The organism is Flagellimonas lutaonensis (assembly GCF_000963865.1).
In the GTDB taxonomy this organism is placed as follows: domain Bacteria; phylum Bacteroidota; class Bacteroidia; order Flavobacteriales; family Flavobacteriaceae; genus Flagellimonas_A; species Flagellimonas_A lutaonensis.
Window position 1 is genome coordinate 1,838,747 of sequence record NZ_CP011071.1, and the last position, 20,622, is coordinate 1,859,368.

At 45.8% G+C, this 20,622-nt stretch carries 22 protein-coding genes; 15 read left to right on the top strand and 7 right to left on the bottom strand.

What is annotated here, in order from left to right:
* Positions 1-8 precede the first annotated feature (8 nt).
* Positions 9-965 carry an ROK family protein gene (locus VC82_RS08565; RefSeq protein WP_045802007.1) on the top strand — a complete coding sequence of 319 codons (957 nt, stop codon included), beginning with the start codon at positions 9-11 and terminating at the stop codon, positions 963-965.
* Between the two features lie 231 nt (positions 966-1,196).
* Here VC82_RS08565 and VC82_RS15670 read toward each other — a convergent pair whose 3' ends face one another.
* The 5 genes from VC82_RS15670 to hutH all read right to left on the bottom strand — a co-directional run bounded on the left by VC82_RS15670 (position 1,197) and on the right by hutH (position 7,222).
* Positions 1,197-1,343: a hypothetical protein gene (locus tag VC82_RS15670; RefSeq protein WP_170218317.1), complete on the bottom strand. Its 147-nt coding sequence runs from the start codon at positions 1,341-1,343 to the stop codon at positions 1,197-1,199.
* A 92-nt stretch (positions 1,344-1,435) separates the two neighbouring features.
* Positions 1,436-2,389 (bottom strand): formimidoylglutamase, encoded by a 954-nt coding sequence (hutG, locus tag VC82_RS08570; protein ID WP_045802008.1) that lies wholly within the window; start codon positions 2,387-2,389, stop codon positions 1,436-1,438.
* 1 nt (position 2,390) lies between these two features.
* Positions 2,391-4,403 (bottom strand): urocanate hydratase, encoded by a 2,013-nt coding sequence (locus VC82_RS08575; RefSeq protein WP_045802009.1) that lies wholly within the window; start codon positions 4,401-4,403, stop codon positions 2,391-2,393.
* Positions 4,400-5,641 carry an imidazolonepropionase gene (gene hutI, locus VC82_RS08580; RefSeq protein ID WP_045802010.1) on the bottom strand — a complete coding sequence of 414 codons (1,242 nt, stop codon included), beginning with the start codon at positions 5,639-5,641 and terminating at the stop codon, positions 4,400-4,402. Before hutI ends, VC82_RS08575 begins: the two co-directional genes overlap by 4 nt.
* 3 nt (positions 5,642-5,644) lie before the next feature.
* Entirely contained in the window at positions 5,645-7,222 is a 1,578-nt protein-coding gene (gene hutH / locus VC82_RS08585) for a histidine ammonia-lyase (RefSeq protein WP_045802011.1), read from the bottom strand.
* An 85-nt stretch (positions 7,223-7,307) separates the two neighbouring features.
* On the opposite strand from hutH, the gene VC82_RS08590 reads away from it, so the two are divergent.
* Positions 7,308-7,862 carry a nitroreductase family protein gene (locus VC82_RS08590; RefSeq protein ID WP_045802012.1) on the top strand — a complete coding sequence of 185 codons (555 nt, stop codon included), beginning with the start codon at positions 7,308-7,310 and terminating at the stop codon, positions 7,860-7,862.
* Here the strand turns inward: VC82_RS08590 and VC82_RS08595 are convergent.
* Positions 7,854-8,363: a DUF456 domain-containing protein gene (locus VC82_RS08595; protein WP_045802013.1), complete on the bottom strand. Its 510-nt coding sequence runs from the start codon at positions 8,361-8,363 to the stop codon at positions 7,854-7,856. The genes VC82_RS08590 and VC82_RS08595 overlap by 9 nt on opposite strands.
* Positions 8,364-8,508: 145 nt before the next feature.
* Between VC82_RS08595 and VC82_RS08600 the strand changes: the two genes are divergently transcribed.
* The 13 genes from VC82_RS08600 (at position 8,509) to VC82_RS08665 (ending at position 19,254) form a co-directional block, all read left to right on the top strand.
* Positions 8,509-8,871, top strand: a complete 363-nt coding sequence (locus tag VC82_RS08600) for a BlaI/MecI/CopY family transcriptional regulator (RefSeq protein WP_045802014.1) — start codon at positions 8,509-8,511, stop codon at positions 8,869-8,871.
* Between the two features lie 76 nt (positions 8,872-8,947).
* Entirely contained in the window at positions 8,948-10,831 is a 1,884-nt protein-coding gene (locus VC82_RS15810) for a M56 family metallopeptidase (RefSeq protein ID WP_052698972.1), read from the top strand.
* Positions 10,832-10,839: 8 nt separating this feature from the next.
* Positions 10,840-11,979: a tetratricopeptide repeat protein gene (locus tag VC82_RS08615; RefSeq protein ID WP_045802015.1), complete on the top strand. Its 1,140-nt coding sequence runs from the start codon at positions 10,840-10,842 to the stop codon at positions 11,977-11,979.
* A 43-nt stretch (positions 11,980-12,022) separates the two neighbouring features.
* On the top strand, positions 12,023-12,502 hold the full coding sequence (locus VC82_RS08620; RefSeq protein ID WP_045802016.1) for a hypothetical protein: 480 nt from the start codon (positions 12,023-12,025) through the stop codon (positions 12,500-12,502).
* Between the two features lies 1 nt (position 12,503).
* Positions 12,504-13,058, top strand: coding sequence for a crossover junction endodeoxyribonuclease RuvC (gene ruvC, locus VC82_RS08625; RefSeq protein ID WP_045802017.1), 555 nt, complete (start codon positions 12,504-12,506; stop codon positions 13,056-13,058).
* Positions 13,059-13,090: 32 nt separating this feature from the next.
* The gene (locus VC82_RS08630) at positions 13,091-13,468 is read left to right on the top strand and encodes a four helix bundle protein (RefSeq protein WP_045802018.1); all 378 of its coding nucleotides are present in this window, start codon (positions 13,091-13,093) and stop codon (positions 13,466-13,468) included.
* Between the two features lie 49 nt (positions 13,469-13,517).
* Positions 13,518-14,651 (top strand): radical SAM family heme chaperone HemW, encoded by a 1,134-nt coding sequence (hemW, locus tag VC82_RS08635; protein WP_045802019.1) that lies wholly within the window; start codon positions 13,518-13,520, stop codon positions 14,649-14,651.
* A gap of 83 nt (positions 14,652-14,734) precedes the next feature.
* A complete protein-coding gene (locus tag VC82_RS08640) occupies positions 14,735-15,484 on the top strand; it encodes a cyclase family protein (protein WP_045802020.1) in 750 nt (249 codons plus the stop codon).
* 24 nt (positions 15,485-15,508) lie between these two features.
* Positions 15,509-16,132, top strand: a complete 624-nt coding sequence (locus tag VC82_RS08645) for a DUF4230 domain-containing protein (RefSeq protein WP_045802021.1) — start codon at positions 15,509-15,511, stop codon at positions 16,130-16,132.
* Between the two features lie 9 nt (positions 16,133-16,141).
* Positions 16,142-16,537, top strand: a complete 396-nt coding sequence (locus VC82_RS08650) for a Dabb family protein (protein WP_045802022.1) — start codon at positions 16,142-16,144, stop codon at positions 16,535-16,537.
* Positions 16,518-17,087, top strand: a complete 570-nt coding sequence (locus VC82_RS08655) for a GNAT family N-acetyltransferase (RefSeq protein ID WP_052698973.1) — start codon at positions 16,518-16,520, stop codon at positions 17,085-17,087. The genes VC82_RS08650 and VC82_RS08655 overlap by 20 nt, the downstream gene beginning before the upstream one ends.
* 3 nt (positions 17,088-17,090) lie before the next feature.
* Positions 17,091-17,456, top strand: a complete 366-nt coding sequence (locus tag VC82_RS08660) for an MmcQ/YjbR family DNA-binding protein (protein ID WP_045802023.1) — start codon at positions 17,091-17,093, stop codon at positions 17,454-17,456.
* Positions 17,457-17,484: 28 nt separating this feature from the next.
* Positions 17,485-19,254 (top strand): MutS-related protein, encoded by a 1,770-nt coding sequence (locus VC82_RS08665; RefSeq protein ID WP_045802024.1) that lies wholly within the window; start codon positions 17,485-17,487, stop codon positions 19,252-19,254.
* Positions 19,255-19,427: 173 nt separating this feature from the next.
* Here VC82_RS08665 and VC82_RS08670 read toward each other — a convergent pair whose 3' ends face one another.
* Positions 19,428-20,528 carry a DUF4407 domain-containing protein gene (locus VC82_RS08670; protein ID WP_045802025.1) on the bottom strand — a complete coding sequence of 367 codons (1,101 nt, stop codon included), beginning with the start codon at positions 20,526-20,528 and terminating at the stop codon, positions 19,428-19,430.
* Positions 20,529-20,622 lie beyond the last annotated feature (94 nt).

Genomic DNA, 20,622 nt, shown 5'->3' on the forward strand with positions numbered 1-20,622 from the left:
TTTTGTATATGGATTTGGTCATTGGAATCGATATCGGGGGAACAAAAACCAAGATCGGGTTGGTCGATAAAGAGGGCAACTGCCTTATCAAAAGCAATTTTAGAACCAGGGAATACCCTGATCTGGATGCTTTTCTGGACAAGGTCAAGTCTGAGGTCGATGTCTTGGTAGGCTCGTTAAATTTGGCACCCAACATTTTAGGGTGCGGTATTGGCGCCCCCAATGCTTCCAGCAAGCGCGGAACCATTGAAAATGCCGCCAACCTGCTCTGGAAGGGCACGGTGCCCCTACTGGAAAAACTGAAGGAAAAAATGCCTATGCCCATGCGTATCATGAACGATGCCAGTGCAGCGGCTTTGGGCGAGATGCTGTTTGGCAATGGCCGAAACATGACCGATTTCATTGTCGTTACCCTTGGCACGGGTTTCGGTGCCGGCATTGTGGCCAATGGGCAACTTATTGATGGGTACGACGGTTTTGCGGGCGAGCTGGGCCATATCGACATGACCATTGGCGATGGGCGTTTGACAGGGCTTGGCGTACCGGGCGGACTTGAGGCCTATGTTTCGGCAACCGGGCTAAAAAGAACCATCATGTTCATGCTGAGCAAGTATCTGGATGACAGCCGGTTCAGGGATGTTTCATACAACCAGTTACATGGCGAAGATATCACCAAGGCGGCCGAAGAAGGCGACCCCATAGCCTTGAAGGCATTTGATTTCACGGCCAGGGTAATGGCACAGGCCTTGGCAAATTTCACTGCCTTTACCCAACCCGAAGCCTTTATTTTGATGGGCGGACTCACCCAAAGCGGTAAGTGGCTCACCGATCCCCTTGAAAAATACTTCGAGGAATTTTTATTGGATGTGTACAAGGGCAAAGTAAAGATCATGCGTTCTGGCATGCGGGGCAAAACTGCCGCCATTTGCGGGGCAGCTGCGTTGATTTGGGAAAGTCATAGGTAATTTGGATTGATTTTATATCTTTGTGCCGTTGTGTTGGTTCCGATTTATTCGGAACAGGTTGTGACACCGAGCAGGTGTCTGCCAATGAAAGGCTTTCCTAATATGGAAGGCTTTTTTTGTTTGATAAAACAACGTTTTGTCAAATTCTGGACTTGTTTCGGCGTCTACCGCTTGCCTAAGGTTTTTTATTGTGAACAGCTCTTTATAGAGCAATGCGTATGCTAAATAATATCAAGCCGTATCCCTTGGCAGGTGCTGTTCTCTACGTTCTTCCACTTGGTGGTTGATGTCTTCCCCATCTTTGGTCGATTGGTTGATGGCCTGTTCCTCCAAACTTTGGTTGTGTTTCTTTTTTTGATATTTTTCTTTTTTTGCCATTTGCGATGGGTTTTGCGGGAAGATAATCCTGTACTTTAAAAGCCATTGATGTAAACGCCTAAATTTTTGCCTCGAAAAGCAGTGTCAGTTGGTCAGGAAAGACTGTGGACAATAAAATGTACCAATGAAGCGGCCAGCTTTGCTGTTTGGTCATCAACGTCATACTTTGGGTTCATCTCGGCAATATCGACCGAAATCAGTTTGTTCGAAGAGAGGATGGTTTTCAACGATTCCAATACAATATCCTGTGAATAGCCCATGGGCGAGGCGGCACTGACACCAGGGGCAAATGCCGAAGAAAAACCATCTAGGTCAATGGTCACGTATACATGGTCAACCCCCTTCAAAAACGCTTTGATCCATTTGTTGATTTCTTCCACGAACTGCATCCGAAAGGTTTCACGCTCTAAGTACTTGACCCCAAACTTTTGGGCGGTTCGATATAGTTCACGGTCGTTGGCATCTTTGCGAATGCCCATACATAGGTAGTGAAAAGGGTCATTTTCGTTGGCGATTTGGTAAAAGGGAGTGCCAGAGTTTGCTCCGTTGCTGTCTTCCCTGAGATCAAAATGCGCATCAAAATTGATGATGCCTATCGAGGGGCGGCGTTTTTCTGAAATAAGGTATTTCTTTATTCCGTTGTAGTGGCCGTAGGCCATATCGTGGCCGCCACCCAATAGTATGGGTAGGGCACCCGATTGTAAAATTTGCGCCACGTGTTCTGCCAATTGCTGCTGGGCGCTTTCTAAATCGCCATCTGGGCAAATCACATCACCTAGGTCAAAAACATATTTTTTCTGTGGCAGGTGGTTGGGCATTTTGGCAAGCGCACGGCGTATGTGTTGAGGGCCGTCTTTTGCGCCCACACGACCCTGATTGCGTTTCACGCCTTCGTCACAGGCGTATCCCAACAAAGCAAACGTTTTGCCAGATTGTCTCTGCAAATCGCCGATGGGCAGGCATACTACTTTTTCGTGCAAATAGAGTTGTTGTTCAGACTGCCTGCCAGTCCATATTTTTTTGGAGGGTTTTATATAATGGGACATATTAATCGAAAACCTTTTTTAAAATGGTATCCTCGACAAAATTAGGCAATGTAACGGTAAGGTCGGGTGTACGGGCCATCTCTCTTTTTATGGCGAACAGAGCTTCGTTGTTTCGTGCCCAGCTTCTTCGTGCAATCCCATTGTTGACATCGTAAAAAAGCATGCTTTTTAATCGTCGGGAAGCCGCTTCGGTACCATCTAGCACCATGCCGAAGCCCCCGTTGATGACCTCGCCCCAACCGACACCACCGCCGTTGTGTATCGACACCCAGGTCGCCCCCCGAAAACTGTCGCCGATAACATTGTGAATGGCCATATCGGCGGTGAATTTGCTACCGTCATAAATATTGCTGGTTTCTCGAAAAGGCGAGTCGGTACCGCTTACATCATGGTGGTCGCGCCCAAGTACCACCGGGGCCGAAAGCGCACCTTTTGAAATGGCATTGTTAAAGGCTTCGGCAATCTTTGCCCTGCCTTCAGCATCGGCATATAGAATGCGTGCCTGAGACCCTACCACCAATCTGTTTTGCTCGGCCTCTTCAATCCACTTGATATTGTCTTGCATCTGTTGTTGAATCTCTTCGGGAGCCGTTTCTTTTATTTCCCTCATTACCCGAAGGGCAATGGCATCGGTTTTTTGCAGATCTTTGGCTTTGCCAGAGGTGCAGACCCAACGAAAGGGGCCAAAGCCATAATCAAAACACATGGGCCCCAAAATATCCTGGACATAAGAAGGATACCTAAAATCGATACCGTTCGCAGCCATGACATCACCACCGGCCCTTGAGGCCTCCAACAAAAAGGCATTGCCATAATCAAAGAAATAGGTGCCCCTTTCATGGTGCTTGTTGATGGCGGCCACCTGTCTTCGCAATGATTGTTGAACGGCGTTTTTGAATGCCTCTGGATCTTCTGCCATCAATTTGTTGGCCTCTGAAAAGGAAAGTCCGACAGGGTAGTAGCCCCCGGCCCACGGATTGTGCAATGAGGTCTGGTCTGAGCCCAAATGCACAAAAATGTCTTCCTCATAAAACCGTTCCCAAACATTGACCACATTGCCAATGAAAGCCAGTGAAACGGTTTCCTCCTTCTTAATCGCCCTTTTGGTGCGTTCAACCAATTGCCCAAGGTCTCCGATCAACTCATCGACCCAGCCTTGTTCATGCCTTTTGGTGGCCGCGGCGGGGTTTACCTCGGCACAGACCGTAATACATCCCGCTATGTTGCCGGCTTTGGGTTGTGCCCCGCTCATGCCGCCCAAACCGGCAGTCAAGAAGACTTTCCCTTTTGGGGATTCTCCTTTTTTCAACACTTTCCTGAAAGCGTTCATCACCGTGATGGCCGTGCCATGTACGATGCCCTGTGGACCGATGTACATATAAGAGCCCGCCGTCATCTGTCCGTACTGGGTCACGCCCAAGGCGTTATAGCGTTCCCAATCATCGGGTTTGGAGTAATTGGGTATCATCATGCCATTGGTGACCACCACCCTAGGTGCTTCTTCAGAGGAAGGAAACAGCCCCATCGGATGCCCTGAATATATGTGCAGTGTTTGTTGGTCGCTCATCTCGGCCAGGTACTTCATGGTCAACAAATACTGGGCCCAATTCTGAAAGACCGCCCCGTTACCGCCATAGGTGATAAGTTCTTCAGGGTGTTGCGCCACGGCCGGATCCAAGTTGTTCTGTATCATCAACATAATGGCCGCCGCCTGTCGGCTCTTGGCAGGGTAGGCCTCAATGGGCCGAGCATACATGTCATATTCGGGCTTGAAGCGGTACATGTAGATACGGCCACGGGTGTTCAGTTCTTCGACAAATTCAGGGGCCAATTCTGCGTGCCATTCTTGGGGAAAGTAGCGCAGGGCATTGCGCACTGCCAATTTCTTTTCCTCCTTGGATAAAATATCTTTTCGCTTTGGTGCCGGATTGCCCTCTAGGGGATAGGGTCTCTTTGGGGGCAATTCTTTGGGAATGCCCTGTAGGATAGCTTCTTTGAAATTTTTATCGCTCATTTTCCGTCTGTCATTAATAAATTGCCATCTTTCCATACATTGCAGGGTGTCATTTGCCCTTGATGGTAGGTGATTTCTTGGTAGTCGTTGGTTGCGAAGGATATAAAATCGGCTACCATCCCTTTTTCAAGTCTTCCACGGTCTTTTAGATTCAATGCCGCTGCCGCCCGAAAAGTAATGCCCGCCAGCACTTCGGCATTCGACAGCTTTTCAAAAGCACCCAAAATGGCCGCTTGCGCCATTAGGTCTCCCATGGGGGCAGAACCGGGGTTATGGTCACTGGCAATGGCAAGGGCGGCACCTGCATCCAACAACTTTCGAGCAGGGGTAAAGTCACAACCCAGGCCGAGTGAAGCACCTGGCAAGGCCGTTGCCACGGTGCCGCTTTTGCCCAGTAGTTCCACTTCTTTTTGGGTGCTCGCTTCTAGGTGATCGGCACTAATGGCGTTGAATTCCACCGCTACTTGGCTGCCCCCCGTGGTAAACTGGTCGGCATGTACGGTGATGTCAAAACCCTGTTCTTTGGCCATTTTGAAATAGGGTTTGATGTCTTCCGCGGAAAAAGCGCTCTGTTCTATAAAGGCATCCACCCGGTTTGCCAGTTTTTCAGACTTTAGGATGGGAAACAGTTTGGTGCTGATTTCTTCAAGATATTGGGTAGGGGTTCCATTCCAATCTTTCGGCACCATATGCGCTGCCAAGCAAGTGGCAATCAAATCTTGAGGTGCTTTTTCGTGGGCTTCCTTAATGGCACGGAGCATCTTAAGTTCCTCATCAACAGTAAGGCCATATCCGCTTTTGACCTCTATTGTGGTAACGCCATGGGCCAGATGTTTTTGGCTCCGAATTAAAATGTCTTGGATCAAAACTTCTATTGAGGCCTTTCGGGTCTGGGTAACGGTATCCCAAATACCTCCCCCGGCCTTGGCAATCTCCAGGTATGTTTTTCCAGAATTGCGCAGCGCATAATCACGTGCCCTCGAACCACTAAAGCAAATATGGGTGTGGGCATCGATAAGCCCCGGCATGCATACTTGGTCGCCTTCTATGGGATACAGTTTTACGTCTTGGGATTGCATTTTATGAAAGGAGCCGATCTCAAGAATTCTTCCTTTCGAAACCAAAACCCCCGCATTTTCCACAATGGGCAATTGTTCATCAGAAAGGGCGCCTTTCAACGGCAGCCCTGTCATGGGCAGCAATTGCCTGAACGGCCCTATTAAAATTGGTTTCTCCATACCCTAGTACATTTCAAATTCTTCCACATGGGGGGTCTGCCAAGACAGTTTGTTTTCTTTCATCACCTTTTCGACCAAGTCGATTATTTGAGTCTTTCGGATGATTTCGATGCCCACTTCAATATCGTCGGCAAATACACGGTCTTTATCCGCAAATGGAACCTTAGTACGCAGAAATTTGTGTATTTCATCCAATAAGATACCTGACTTCAAGGGTTTTCGGTATTCAAAGGCTTGTGCTGCCGTCAGTAATTCTATCGCCAAGATTTTCTCAACGTTTTCGAGCACCTGAAGGGCCTTTCGCCCACTGATGGAGCCCATGCTCACATGGTCTTCTTGCCCCAGTGAGGTGGGAATGCTATCGGCACTGGCCGGAAAACAGAGCCCTTTGTTCTCGCTTGCCAATGCGGCAGAGGTGTACTGCAGAATCATATAGCCCGAGTTGATCCCGGTATCTTTCATCAACAGTTGGGGTACCCCATGGCCGCCCTCCAGTGCTAAATAAATCCTGCGATCCGATATATTGCCCAATTCGGCTGCGGCAACCGTGGCATAATCAAGGGCCATGGCCAAGGGTTGTCCGTGAAAATTACCGCCGCTTATGGCCAGATCTTCACTGATGATAACCGGGTTGTCGGTAACTGAGTTCAGTTCTATTTCGAGCAGTTCTCTCAGGTGCAGCCAAGCATTTCTCGAGGCCCCGTGTACTTGGGGCATGCAACGAAGCGAGTAGGGGTCTTGCACCCGTTCACAATCGATATGGTCTTCCAAAATCTCTGAACCTTGAAGCAGGGTGCGAATTCTGCCGGCCACATGTTGGTTGCCCTTAAAGGGGCGCACTTGATGGAGGGCTTCCAAAAAGGGCTTCATGGAGCCCTGCAGCCCTTCCAGCATCATCGCCCCGATGATATCGGCATGTTTGAGGCAGTGGTGTAGCTTTTCGGCCACTTTAACGGCATGCGCTGCTATAAACTGTGTGCCATTGATAAGGGCAAGGCCCTCTTTGGGGCCCAGTTCCAAAGGTTTGAGTCCGGTCTCTTGAAACAATGCCGAGGTGGGCATCGTACGGCCTTTGTAAGATACCTTTCCCAACCCGATGAGTGGAAGAAACAAATGGGAGAGCGGGGCAAGGTCGCCAGAGGCACCGACGGAACCCTGTGAGGGCACGACGGGAATGGCGTCATGCCCAATATGCCATAAGATACGCTCTAGGGTCTGTAGCTGTATTCCCGAATAGCCCTTGGCAAGGGCATGGGCCTTGAGCACCAACATGAGTTTTGCCAACTCGGTTGAAATGGGTTCACCCACGCCTACACTATGGCTTTGTAGAATGTTGGTCTGCAAAATACGGGTTTCTTCTTTGGATATCTTCGTGGTACAGAGCGGACCAAAACCGGTATTGATGCCGTACACAGGCTCGCCTTTTTCCACAATATTGGAAACGGCCTGGGCACTTTTTTGAATGTTGGCCTTGGTTGTGGCCGATATACTTGCCTTGACCTGGTTTCTTGCAATGGCCAAGGCGGTGCCAGCGGTTAAATGGTCTTCCCCAAAGAAAAAATTTGAGTGGCTCTTTGTCATTACGAAATCGATTTCATAGGGCTAAAAGTATTCATTAAGTTTGACAAAACATACAACGAACCATCAAACCAGAACAGACCCGATTATGGTTTTTGAACTGATAAAAAAAAGAAGGAGCGTTTTTCCTGCACAATACAATGCTGTTCCTGTTGAAAAGGAATTCATTTCCAAACTTTTGGAGGCCGCCAACTGGGCGCCCACCCACAGAAAAACCGAGCCTTGGCGGTTCAAGGTGCTGATGGGTGACAAAAAAGCCCAACTGGGCGATTTCCTTTCAAAGAAATACCAAGAGACCGAAGCGAGGCCCAAACAGGTCAAGATCCGAAAGCTGCTGGAAAACCCTCGAAAAGCAGCCGCCATTGTGGCAATCTGCATGCAACGAGATCCTAATGAAAGCGTACCGGAATGGGAAGAAATCGCTGCTACCGCCATGGCCGTGCAAAACATGTGGCTTTGCTGCGCCGAGGCTGGGGTAGGGTGTTATTGGAGCTCGCCCGGACTTATCAAACACATGGATGAATTCTTTGATTTGGCCAAGGGGGAACGTTGTCTCGGTTTTTTCTACATAGGAAATTATGATGAAGAAATTCCAGACCAGACCCGAACCCCTATCGAGGACAAGGTGGTATGGTTAGAATGAGAACAGGTCACCGGCGTACCTGACCATGATCACTATAAAGAATACCAGATAGGCCGTTGTCAGTACAAACTTTAAAAAAGTACCCGTCAAAAAACCGACAAAAGAGCCAAAAGCTGCCTTCATGGCCGTTTTTTGGTCTGCTTTGTTGATCAATTCGCCTGCCAAGGCCCCGATAAAAGGCCAGATGATTATGCCCAGAGGCCCTAAAATCGGGAAGAAAATGGCCACCAATAACCCTACGATGGTGCCGATCATACCCGCTTTACTGCCCCCAAACCGTTTGGTGCCCGCCGCAGGAATAACATAGTCGAGAATGGTAATGCCAAGGGCAATCACCAAGGTAATGCCCAAAACCCACCAATTATCGGGCACTGCTTTGGTAAGATAAAGCAGCAACAGTCCCACCCAACTGATAGGGGGTCCGGGTAGTACGGGCAAAAAACTGCCAAGTATGCCCACCAACATCAAAAGAAACCCGATCAATAACAAAGCAATGTCCATGCTGTCTTTTGGCTATAAGACAAAGGTAAAGGAGAATTGTTACAAACATTATTTCACTTATTGCAAAACTTTTTAACTAAAAAATTAGTTTAAACTAAATATTTAGTTATATTTGAATCATGTTTAACTAAAAACTTAGTTGATAATGAAGCAACTTACAAAAGCAGAGGAAGAAGTGATGCAGCTGCTATGGAAACTTGAAAAGGCAAATGTGGCCGCACTCGTCGATGAGTTTCCCGACCCGAAGCCGGCCTATAACACCGTCTCTACCATTATACGTATTTTAGAGGATAAGGGCTTTGTGTCGCATGAAAAAGTGGGGAAGGGGCATGTTTATTTTCCATTGGTAAAAAAAGAAGCGTACAGCAACCAACGCATCAATAAGTTGGTCGATGGCTATTTTCAAGGCTCGTTCAAAAGCATGGTCTCGTTTTTTATGAAAAACAACGACATCAGCCTTAGCGATTTGGAAGACATTCTGCAAAAAATCAAAAATGAAAAAGAATAAACGCCATTTCAAGCTTTTAGACTGAGCGCCTGTAGGCAGCCGAAGTCAAAGCAAGCAATGGCAAAAAATCATCGATATGGTACAGTACATTTTAGAAATCCTTGCCTTTCAGTTGGTCTTTTTACTGGTCTATGACCTGTTCTTGAAAAAAGAGACCTTTTTTCAATGGAACCGCGCCTACCTATTGGGCACTTTCGTGTTTTCAATGGTGCTACCATGGATAAAAATCGAGGCGTTGAAAACCACAGTTCCACAAGAATTGGTTGCCGGCCCCATGGTGGTATGGCAATTGGGCGAGGTAGATGTCGCGCTACAGGCAACAACGGAACGTTTTTGGGCATCCATTCCCATATATTATTGGATATATGGATTGGGGGCCTTGTTTATGACCATTTGGTTTTCCCTCAAATTATACCGCATCTACGCGCTCAAAGAAAATGGAACGGTATGCTATTATCCAGATTTTGTCAAAGTGACCATCCCAAAAAGCGAAGTGGCCTTTTCCTTTTTCAAAAACGTTTTTTTGGGTGCCAAAATCAACCCTTCAAAGCAGGCAGATATCATTGCCCACGAGCGGGTACATATTAAGCAGTGGCATTCGTTGGATCTTATGTTTTTTGAGTTGATGCGCATTGTGCAGTGGTTCAATCCGCTGGTGTATGTCTATCAGGCCCGTTTGACAGAGCTGCACGAGTTTATTGCCGATGCCAAAGTGGCCAAGACCGATAAAAGGAAACACTACGAACTGTTGTTGTCCGAAATGTTCCAGACACAGAGTATCAGTTTTGTGAATGCCTTTTTCAAAAAATCATTGATCAAAAAACGAATAGTCATGTTAGCTAAGGAAAAATCAAAAAAAGTCTATCAATTAAAGTATGTACTGTTGCTGCCGATTTTTTTGGGCATGTTGGTCTATACTTCGTGTGAAAGGGATATCGAAGTTGGGAATGACATTGAGTCATCGGAAGGAACACTCTCAGATGATGCACAATTGATTGCGAAAATTGAGAGAGAACTGGGCACCATTATCAATACCAAAGAATTTTTGGAGCTTCATTCAGAATTACTAGAAAAGGACAAAGATGACCATGTGATCTTGAGCAAAGAGGATTTCTTTAAGAAAGAACTTTGTATGAAAATGATGTTTTCCCAGGCCAAAGAACATGCAGCCTTATCTGATTCTGTTTTGGAGATGCTTGAGAAGTTACCGAATCCGAGCACAAGTCGGTACAACCAGTATTTGAACATAAAGAAATCTTTTCAGGTACTGGACAAGAACCTAAAAGCATCCATAAACCAAAGAAATAAGGCCATAAGGCCAATTGTAAAAGAGGACCAAAATCTAGGTTCTGGCGAGTGGATCGTTGTTAAGGATGTCAGCGACTTGACCGGCGAAGAAATCAGAAAAGTAAACAGGGCTCTGAACGCTGTTGAAGGAACCAATAAAATGGTGGCCATCACAGATGGAGATAATGGATTTCTGATTACAAATTTTATCGAAGAGCCAGTTATTATTTCCGTGGAAGAAGTAAATGGGTACGATGATATTCAACAAAAAGAAAACCCTTTAAAAGTTAAGGTTGGCCAACCCGTGGAAGAAATACAAAATGGGGCATCAATACCTTTCGCCGTTATCGACGAAGTCCCTATTTTTCCGGGTTGTGAAGATGCTGCCGACCAAAAGGACTGCTTTATGGAAAAGATACAGAACCATATTCGTAAACACTTCAATTATCCAAAACAGGCCCAAGAGCAAGGCATTCAAGGCAGGGTGAACGTGGTTTTTACGATTTCTGAAGATGGTTCGATTACCAATATCAGAAAACGGGGCCCGCACCCATTGTTAGAAGCTGAGGTAGAGCGCATCATCAAGCGCCTACCGCAAATGCAACCTGGCAAGCATAAGGGAGAATCGGTAAAAGTGCCTTTTAGTATTCCGGTGACCTTTAAGCTGCAGTAGAAAATTTAATGTTGAGAATTGGCCAAATAATTTTTATTGGGATATGGTGCTTGGTCAGCAGTGCCCAATCTTCTAATACTGGCAAAGCCGATAGCCTTTATGCCGTCGGCAGTTTTTCTGCCGCGATCAATGCCTATGTCAAAGAGGGTAGTGAAAAGGCCCAATTACAGATTGCCAGGGCCTATAACGCCTTGGGCAATTATGACAAGGCCATTGTGCAATACCAAGAGGTTCTTTCAAAAAAACCAATGTTGGCCATTGCCCGTTTCGAGTTGGGCAAACTATTGCTGAAAACAAAAAAGTTGGGGGCAGCCTATGAGCACTTTACATTTTTGGCCGAGGATGCCGACAATCCGGAATACCATTATTATCTCGGAAGGATAAAACAGCTCAGTGGAGACCCCGTTGCGGCAAATGTTGATTTCAGAAAAGCGGTCAAAATCGACAGCACCCATCTCAAGAGCATTTTCGCATTGGGTAAATTTTTTGTTGCCGCGAAACAAAAAGACTCTGCCCTGTACTATATAGACAGGGGGCTTTTGTTTTATGAAAATGATGTTTCGATGATAAACCTAAAAGCACTGGCATTTTTTAACAATGGGCAATACGACAAGGCAGTCCCGTATTTTGAGCGTCTGCTTGAACTAGGCGAAGAAAAGCCATTTGTCCACAACAAGTTGGCTTTTGCCTATTTACGAGATTGGCAATTTGAAAAGGCCAAGAAAATGTACCATCGTCTTGTCAATACCCCTAACCATGAGGCCCAAGGTTATAGCGGACTGGGCGATGTCTTTTTAAAGGAAAAAGAGCTGGACAGTGCCCAGTTCTATATTGAAAAATATATCAAAGCACTCACGGTTTCATTTGAAATGGAATATGCTGACCTGGGCCGTATTGCCCGGTTAAGGGGCAACACCAAAAAAGCCATAGAGCTATACACCAAGGCCTGGGAAGAGAACAAACAAAACCCCATGTTCTACTACCAAGTATGTACGTTGGTTGATGAATATTATAATGATCCGCAAATGAAGCTACGCTACTATCAAAAACTGTTGACCGATTTCGACAACCTGATGCCCTTTATCAAAGAGAGGGCCCAGAAAAGGGTAAAGGAACTTAAGGAGGAAATACATTTTACAACCGATTGATTTACCCAAAATGTCGTAATTTCAGCCAAATCTTTGGGCCTGTATGCGTACGTTGCTTTTGATGGTGGGTTTTATTCTTTTTGTTTCCTGTGAGCTCTTCACTTCTAGGCAAAAACATACCGACCGATTGATCAATGAAGAGCTGATGGCGATCGACTGGAACGATGTGGATCAATACCCCTTGTTCGAAGAATGTGATGAACTGGCAGAAAAGCCGTTGCAACTGCAATGTTTTCGAGAACATATGATCCGTCATATGGCCGATACGTTAGAAGGTCTTGAATACCAAGTCTCTGAAGACCTGCAGGATACGGTAAGGGTCGATTTATTGATAGACGAGCACGGTTTTATAACCGTATTGAGGGTGCAGGGCACTGATACCGTGGATCAAATGATCCCGGGTTTCAATGATGAGATCACCGAAAGACTGAACGATCTGACCACTGTCAAACCTGCCATAAAAAGGGGTGTTCCCGTAAGCATCAAATTTAGGCTTCCCATTGTGTTAAATACAGAAAACTGAATTGGAAAACGAAAAAATCATATTGGGTATCGATCCGGGTACCACTATCATGGGCTTTGGCATCATAAAGGTGGTGAACAAGAAGATGCACTTTGTGCAGATGAACGAACTACTGCTCAGAAAATATGAAGACCCCTACACGAAACTCAAGTTGATTTTCGAACGCACTTTAGAGCTGATCGACACCTACCACCCCGATGAAATTGCCATTGAGGCCCCGTTTTATGCCAAGAATGTGCAATCGATGCTAAAATTGGGGCGCGCCCAGGGAGTTGCTATGGCGGCGGGACTTTCACGGCAGATACCCATTACCGAATACATGCCAAAAAAAATAAAGATGGCCATAACGGGCAACGGTAACGCAAGTAAAGAGCAGGTTGCCAAGATGCTGCAATCGGTATTGCAATTAAAATCACTTCCAAAAAACTTGGACAGTACCGATGGTTTGGCGGCCGCCGTTTGTCATTTTTATAACGAGGGCCGGGTCGATATAGGCAAACGTTATACTGGTTGGGAGAGTTTTGTCAAAAATAATTCAGGTAGGGTGGAGGAGTGAATAGTAATCAGTGAGCAGTAATCAGTAGTTTTATGCGATTTGATGAATTATTGGCATATCAAAGATCCTTTGATTTGGCCATGGAAATTTTTGTGATGACCAAAACTTTTCCAAAAGAGGAGCGATATTCTTTGACAGACCAGATTAGACGTTCGTCACGAAGTGTTTCTGGGAATATTGCCGAAGCTTATGCCAAAAGAAAATATCCAAAACATTTTATCAGCAAACTGACAGACAGTGACGGCGAGAATTTAGAAACTCAAAATTGGCTCAAGTATTTTTTTGAATGCGCATATATTCCACAAGTGCTTTTCGATGATTTAACGGCAAAAAGCGAAGAGGTGGGGCGACTGCTTTATTATATGATTAAAAACCCAGCTAAATTTGGTTCAAAGGAAGGTTTCAACTGAACCAAACGCTGTTTACTGCTCACTAAAAACTGTTCACTAATCGAACCAAATGTCAGGAATTTACATCCACATCCCCTTTTGCAAACAGGCCTGTCACTATTGTGATTTTCATTTTTCGACCAGTTTGAAAAAAAAAGAAGCCATGGTCGAATGCCTTACCAAAGAAATCGAGCTCAGAAAGCATGAGATGAACGGCGAAGTGATCAAAACCATCTATTTCGGTGGGGGCACGCCAAGTGTATTGACGATTGACGAATTACGATTTTTGATTGATGCCGTTTATGAGAACTTTAATGTTTCCGATAGTGCCGAGATTACGTTGGAAGCCAATCCTGATGATCTGTCCAGAAATCGAATATTCCAGTTGTCCCACAGTCCCATAAACCGTTTGAGCATCGGTGTCCAATCTTTTTTTGAAGAGGATTTGAAACTGATGAACCGTGCCCACGATTCCCGCGAAGCGGAAGACTGCATCCGCGAAGCGAAAAAATATTTTGGGAATATTTCGATTGATTTGATCTACGGCATACCGGGGATGGACAATCATCGCTGGAAAGCGAATATTGAAAAGGCACTGTCGTTTGGCATTCCCCATATCTCAAGTTATGCCTTGACCGTGGAACCTAGAACGGCCCTAAAAAAGTTTATAGAGAAAGGAATTGTTGAGGACGTCGACGATGAACAGGCACAAGAACAGTTTCAAATGCTTTTATGGATGTTGGAGGAAAACGGTTTTGTGAACTATGAAATCTCCAATTTTGGCAAACCCGGTTTTTTTTCAGAGAACAATACCGCCTATTGGCAGGGCAAGAAATATGTGGGCATTGGTCCTTCGGCCCATTCGTTTGACGGACAAAAAAGGGGGTGGAACATACGAAACAACCACAAGTACATCGAGGCCCTTGAAATGGGAAAACTGCCCATTGAATACGAGACCCTATCGACCACCGACCGCTACAATGAATACGTGATGACCGGCCTGCGCACCATTTGGGGCGTTTCGTTGAACAAAGTGGAAAACGACTTTGGGCAAAACTACCGCCAGTTCCTTGAACAGCAGGCACAGAAATATGTGGGTAAGCACCTTTTGTTTTTAGATGGCGATACCTTGTTGGTCACCAAAAAAGGCAAGTTTTTGGTCGATGGCATCGCAAGTGATCTGTTTATGTTAAATTTAAAATAGTAAATTGTCATTCCTGCGAAAGCAGGGAGCCATAAGTTTTATAGACACCCAATCAAGTTGGAAATGACAAATACTCCAAAAAATTGATAGCCAACATTTCATACAATTCAAAAACCTATCAAATCGACCTGTCAAAACCTTTGGACATCTCCATGCCTTTGCGGGGCGATGCGTCCAATGTAAATGCTTGGTATGTTGACCATCCAAGAATAGATCCCCATCGCGATGGGGATTTTGTGGCGAAGGTAAGTGAAGGGGCTTCCATCAACTTCAACGACATTTGGTTCAATCCGCATGCGCATGGTACCCATACCGAATGCGTGGGGCATATTACCGAGGGGTTCCATTCCATCAACCAAAATCTGAAAAATTATTTCTTTGCCGCCGAGTTGCTGACCATTGCCCCTGAGAAACGTGGCGAAGATCTGGTCATCTCAAAAAAGCAATTGCAATATGTACTGGGTAGTGGCAGGCGTGATGCGGTCGTTATCCGTACCCTGCCCAATACCAAAGCGAAACTGTCAAGGCAGTATTCCCATACAAATCCGCCTTACATGCTGGAAGAGGCCGCGGCGTTTTTGGCGCAGAAAGGGATTGGGCATTTATTGATTGATTTGCCCTCAGTGGACAGGGAGAAAGACGATGGTGAACTGTTGGCCCACAGGGCGTTTTGGAATTTTAACGGTAAAATCCGAAAAAATGCCACCATCACTGAACTGATATTTGTGCCAAACCACATCAAAGACGGCAAATATTTTCTGAATTTACAGGTGGCCCCCTTTGAGAATGATGCCTCCCCAAGCCGCCCTGTACTGTTTGAAATATTGGAATAGGGGCAATCTTGTTATATTTAGGCGATGGATAGTATTGTAGAAGCCTTTCTTGGGCTGGTTCTTGGCGCGATTCTTATGTATTGGCTCTATTCTTTTTTTAATCGAAAGAAAAGAAGGGAGTTGGTCGAGCACCAGAGTACCGTGATTCTCGACAAGATCAAGAGTGTTTGCAAGCTGGTCTCGGTCGAAGGGGATTTTGCCGAAATCTATCGGTACGAGAACATCAAGGGCTTTATGAACATTTTGAGCAGCAAAAAGAAGGCCTTGATCGTGATCAATGCAAAGGTACAGGTGGGCTATGACCTTCAGAAGCTTAAATTACGGGCCGATACCGAGAAGAAAAAAATAATCCTCTCCGGTTTTCCTGATCCCGAGGTGCTATCAATAGAGCCCGACATACAGTTTTATGATATTCAAAGTGGACTTTTCAATACCTTTTCATCCAACGACCTTACCGATTTGAACCAAAGGGCAAAAGAGCACATTAGAGAGAAAATTCCCGAAAGCGGCCTTATGGAAACCGCAAAAAAGGAAGCCCTGCAGGCCGTTTTGTTGGTTGAGAAGATAGTGGAGACCATTGGCTGGAGACTCGACTATTCGGCCCTGGAAATATCGAACCGTGAAAAACAACTGTTAGAATCCGAATAAACAACTAAAATGAAAAAATCTATTTTAACCTTTGCCCTGCTGTTGGTTACGGCCATAACGTTTGCCCAAAGTGATGATACGGTAAACGAATTTGATTCGAACTTTGCCCATGTAGTCTATTTCTGGTTCAACGACCCCGATGACGAGCAGGCCCGCGAACGCTTTGAGGCATCACTTAGAAAATTCTTGGACAATTCAAAGTATGCCAAGACCAACTTTATCGGCACCCCACCAAAAGCCGTACGTGATGTGGTCGATGATTCGTTTACCTACAACCTTATTGTGACCTTCGAATCAGCCGAGGCGCAAGAAGGCTACCAAAAAGAAGAGGCCCACATTACCTTTATCGAAGAATGTAAAGATCTTTGGAAAAAAGTCATCGTTTATGACGCGCAAGGTATATGAGCAATTCAAAGACTTTGAAATATTGGCACCGCAAACTGATGACAGCATGGCCATTGCCTCGCTACATGCACAGAGCTGGCAAGAAAACTATAGGGGTGTCTTTTCTGACCGCTTTTTGAATCATGCGTTGATCGATGACCGTTTGAAGATATGGACGAAGCGTGTCAATGCCCCATCTTCAAACCAATATATACTGTTGGCAAAACAAGGCAATGTTTTGGCAGGATTTTTATGCGCTTACATGAACGACCACCCGGTATATGGTACATTACTTGACAATCTTCATGTGGCCACAAAGTACAAAGGCCTCGGTCTTGGTAGGCACCTGATGACAATGCTGGCACGAAAAATTGATAATGGGGAAAATTATAATGGAATGTACCTGTGGGTATTGGAACAAAATCAGGAGGCCATACAATTTTATGAACGTTTGGGAGGAAGTTTGGTCGAGACCGTCGAAGGCAACGATATAGGTGACCGCCCCTTTTTAAAACGAAGGTATCATTGGAAACAGTTGGATGCCCTTTCTGGAAACCAGATTAAAACTTAGCTGATGAACGTTGAAGAATTCAGAGACTATTGCTTGGCAAAAAAGGGCGTGGAAGAAACCTTTCCCTTTGATGAGCATACGTTGGTGTTCAAGGTAATGGGCAAGATGTTTGCCTTGGTGCCGTTGGAAAGACTTCCGTCACAGGCCAATCTCAAATGTGATCCCGAACGTGCCATCGAGCTTCGCGAAGCTTATGACGGCATCATCACCCCCGGCTACCATATGAGCAAGGTACATTGGAACACCCTTTTCTATGAGAGCCTCCCTGATTCCTTTACAAGAGAACTGATCGACCATTCGTACGATTTGGTGGTGGAGAAACTTCCCAAGAAAACAAAAATAGAATGGGACGAACTGCCCGATTCTTGATTGGTTATCTTTAGGGTTTCAATGTAACATGCAAAAACTCATAGATTTCTACGGTGCCAATTTGACCCGATATACCGGGCAAAGCAATAAGGTTCAAAGATGGTTGCAAATGCTGTCCTATTCGCGATTGGTCCTTTTTTTGCTCACAATTTTGGCGGTGTACCTGCTGCGTTTCGAGGCGAAGTGGGCGGTCGTGGGCACCTTTCTGGGCATGGCAGCCTTTCTGGGCCTGGTCAGATATTACCAAGATGTGAAAAAGAAATACTGTCTTTTGCACGCCTTGGTAAAGGTCAATGCCACCGAAATAGAAGTGTTGCAGCACAATTTTGAAGAGTTGCCATCAGGGGAAGAATATGTGGATGACCAACATTGTTACAGCCATGATCTAGATCTATTCGGAAAAGGTTCGTTTTTCCAATACCTGAACCGTGCCCAGCTTCAAGAAGGAAAAGATGCACTGGCGCAAATGTTCACCGCAAACGATATTGGTGCCATTACCGCCAAACAGGAAACGGTCGATGACCTGGCCCAAAAACCAAAATGGCGACAAGACTTTACCGCCAGGGCCATGCTGATCCAGCAGCAAACCCCGGTTAGCGAAATAACAAAATGGCTCAAACAAAATGTGCCGTTTGTACCCGGATCGATGCGTTTTTTGCCCTGGTTGTTCTTGGTGATGACCTTATTTTTAGGAGCAATGGCTTTTTGGCAAGGCTGGTCATGGAGTTTGTTGGGGTATTGGATTCTGTTAGGGTTGGGCCTTACAGGGCGTTACTTTAGACGCATACAACAATTGGCCCAAATGGCCGATAGGATCAAGGCCGTGTTCAAACAGTATTCGAGTTTGCTCACCAGTATAGAGGAAACCGAGTTTGAGGCGGCACAATTGCGATATCAAAAACAACGACTTTTGGTAGATGATAAAAAGGCCTCTGAGGCAATTGCAGATTTCGCACGGCTGCTCAACACCATGGATTACAACAACAATATCTTTTATGCCATATTTGGCAACGGCTGTTTTTTGGGAGCCTTGCAGACAGCCCATCAAATAGAGAAGTGGATTGGGCAGCATAAAGAGCAAGTAGCTGACTGGTTTGAAGTGATTGCGTTGTTCGACGCGTATAACAGCTTGGGCAATTTTGCCTTTAACCATCCGCTTTACTGTTATCCTGTGATCCATAACGGCCCCCAAGTACTCGCCTGTAAAGCGGCTGGGCACCCTTTGATTCCGGAAGAAAAGAATGTCAGGAACGACTTCACCATCAATCATGAGGATTTTTTTATAATCACGGGCTCGAACATGGCGGGCAAGAGCACCTTTTTGCGAACAACCGGTCTCTTGATCGTAATGGCCAATATGGGGCTGCCCGTATGTGCCGAGGAGTGTCTCTATTCACCCAATAAGTTGGTGACGAGTATGCGGAGCATCGACTCGCTTAGCAAGGGCGATTCTTATTTTCTCTCAGAGTTGAAGCGGTTGAAGTTCATCATCGACCTGTTGCAAGAAGAACCCTATTTTGTGGTGCTCGATGAAATTTTAAAGGGCACCAACAGTACCGATAAGGCCGCTGGGTCCAAGAGATTTCTGCACCGCTTGGTACAGGCCCGTGCCACGGGGCTCATTGCCACGCACGATCTAAGTCTTTGTGAAGCCGCGGATGATTTGCCGCAAGTGCACAATTACTATTTGGATGCTACAATTCAAGAAGGCGAGCTCTATTTTGATTACCGCCTTAAAAAAGGGGTCAGCAAAACCATGAACGCCTCCTTTTTGCTTGAAAAGATGGATATTGTTTAAAGGCACTGATCAAGGTTCGACATAAAAATTTGTATAGATGTCAGGTCGAGCGCAGTCGAGACCTTGTCATATTCCAGATCATTATGGTCTCGACGGCACTTGAGGATACATGCATTGATTTTAAGGGCCTTTGCGCCATATAAATGACATATCTTGCATCGAACCCACGTTCGTTACAGCCCCTTTACTTGTACCTCGTGGAATTTGTCAGCCTGAAGCCTTAGCAACTCCTCGGCTTTTTGTTTTTTGTAGTTGTACAGTTCCTCTTCTGATTTGATATCGGCGTAGACCTTATCGTTGATGGCAAGATCGGTGGCCAATACTTGGTTGCGCTGTTTCACCTTTTGGGTGACCCAAGTGGCCACTACACTTTCCTCTTCCTCCAATTTATAGTCATATTCCCCTTTAGGAGCGAGGAGTTTAGCAATAATGGGCGCCGTTTCAATGGCCAAGAAAAGCAAGAAGATAAAAAACGAGGGAAACCATGGCAGTTTGCCCATGGCGTTAATGCGTGCCATTAGTCCGTCGAAACCGTCAATGATGGGTTGCGAATTGGCCACCACCTGCGCATATTCGGCATCCAAAGCCGCCATTTCGGCCTCGATAGCCGCTATTTTTTCACCGTTTGCCTGTTTCAGTTGCTGCAGTTCGGCGAGGTAGGCATCGTGCTTTTCACGTTTTTCCCTATAAACGGGTCCTTTGCCCAACAAACCTGTACCTGCCGTACCCTCGGCCTCAGAGATATAAGTATCGTACAGGGCATTGGTTTCGGCTTCTTTGGCAGCAATTTCGCCTTTCAAAGCAGCGATTTCTTGGTTCAATTGCTCAATTTTGGGCGTGTACTGCAGGGCCAATTGTTCTTTATTGGCGAGGGTCATGGCATTTTTTTCCTCAAGGATTACCTGGTCGATTTCCTTTTCAAAGATTTTCATCTCCAAAGGTTTTGAAATGACCACGGCGATAATGGCCGCCAAGATGATCCGGGGGGTGGCCTGTAAGATTTCCTTTTTGATATTGTCCCGTTTTTTGATGGTCGAGACGATGTATCGGTCTAGGTTGAAGATCAACAATCCCCATATCAATCCGAAGAAAACGGCGGTCCACACATTGTCAAAAACGGTGTAAAGTGCATACCCGCTGGCTATAAAGGCCATTACGGCCGTAAAGAACACGGTGGCTCCGATACCGGCGTACTTGGTGCGCTCACCGTTTGAACAAGTCTCTAAGATTCTGGTGTCCGCCCCAGAGCAGAAGATAAAAAAGCGTTGTAACATAATAGTGTTCGTTTTGTCCCGATAGCTATCGGGGTGATAAATTGCTCAATCCCCTTGTTTTGTGGAACCGTCGTCGGAGGGTTGGCAAAGACAG

Coding starts and splice junctions, on each gene's coding strand:
- VC82_RS08670 (WP_045802025.1), bottom strand. CDS start 20,528: ATGTTACAACGCTTTTTTATCTTCTGCTCTGGGGCGGACACCAGAATC.
- VC82_RS08595 (WP_045802013.1), bottom strand. CDS start 8,363: ATGGACATTGCTTTGTTATTGATCGGGTTTCTTTTGATGTTGGTGGGC.
- VC82_RS15670 (WP_170218317.1), bottom strand. CDS start 1,343: ATGGCAAAAAAAGAAAAATATCAAAAAAAGAAACACAACCAAAGTTTG.
- VC82_RS08650 (WP_045802022.1), top strand. CDS start 16,142: ATGAAAAAATCTATTTTAACCTTTGCCCTGCTGTTGGTTACGGCCATA.
- hutI (WP_045802010.1), bottom strand. CDS start 5,641: ATGGAGAAACCAATTTTAATAGGGCCGTTCAGGCAATTGCTGCCCATG.
- hutG (WP_045802008.1), bottom strand. CDS start 2,389: ATGTCCCATTATATAAAACCCTCCAAAAAAATATGGACTGGCAGGCAG.
- VC82_RS08600 (WP_045802014.1), top strand. CDS start 8,509: ATGAAGCAACTTACAAAAGCAGAGGAAGAAGTGATGCAGCTGCTATGG.
- VC82_RS08615 (WP_045802015.1), top strand. CDS start 10,840: ATGTTGAGAATTGGCCAAATAATTTTTATTGGGATATGGTGCTTGGTC.
- VC82_RS08620 (WP_045802016.1), top strand. CDS start 12,023: ATGCGTACGTTGCTTTTGATGGTGGGTTTTATTCTTTTTGTTTCCTGT.
- VC82_RS08660 (WP_045802023.1), top strand. CDS start 17,091: ATGAACGTTGAAGAATTCAGAGACTATTGCTTGGCAAAAAAGGGCGTG.
- VC82_RS08645 (WP_045802021.1), top strand. CDS start 15,509: ATGGATAGTATTGTAGAAGCCTTTCTTGGGCTGGTTCTTGGCGCGATT.
- hutH (WP_045802011.1), bottom strand. CDS start 7,222: ATGACAAAGAGCCACTCAAATTTTTTCTTTGGGGAAGACCATTTAACC.
- VC82_RS15810 (WP_052698972.1), top strand. CDS start 8,948: ATGGTACAGTACATTTTAGAAATCCTTGCCTTTCAGTTGGTCTTTTTA.
- VC82_RS08575 (WP_045802009.1), bottom strand. CDS start 4,403: ATGAGCGATAAAAATTTCAAAGAAGCTATCCTACAGGGCATTCCCAAA.
- VC82_RS08655 (WP_052698973.1), top strand. CDS start 16,518: ATGACGCGCAAGGTATATGAGCAATTCAAAGACTTTGAAATATTGGCA.
- VC82_RS08665 (WP_045802024.1), top strand. CDS start 17,485: ATGCAAAAACTCATAGATTTCTACGGTGCCAATTTGACCCGATATACC.
- VC82_RS08565 (WP_045802007.1), top strand. CDS start 9: ATGGATTTGGTCATTGGAATCGATATCGGGGGAACAAAAACCAAGATC.
- VC82_RS08630 (WP_045802018.1), top strand. CDS start 13,091: ATGCGATTTGATGAATTATTGGCATATCAAAGATCCTTTGATTTGGCC.
- VC82_RS08590 (WP_045802012.1), top strand. CDS start 7,308: ATGGTTTTTGAACTGATAAAAAAAAGAAGGAGCGTTTTTCCTGCACAA.
- hemW (WP_045802019.1), top strand. CDS start 13,518: ATGTCAGGAATTTACATCCACATCCCCTTTTGCAAACAGGCCTGTCAC.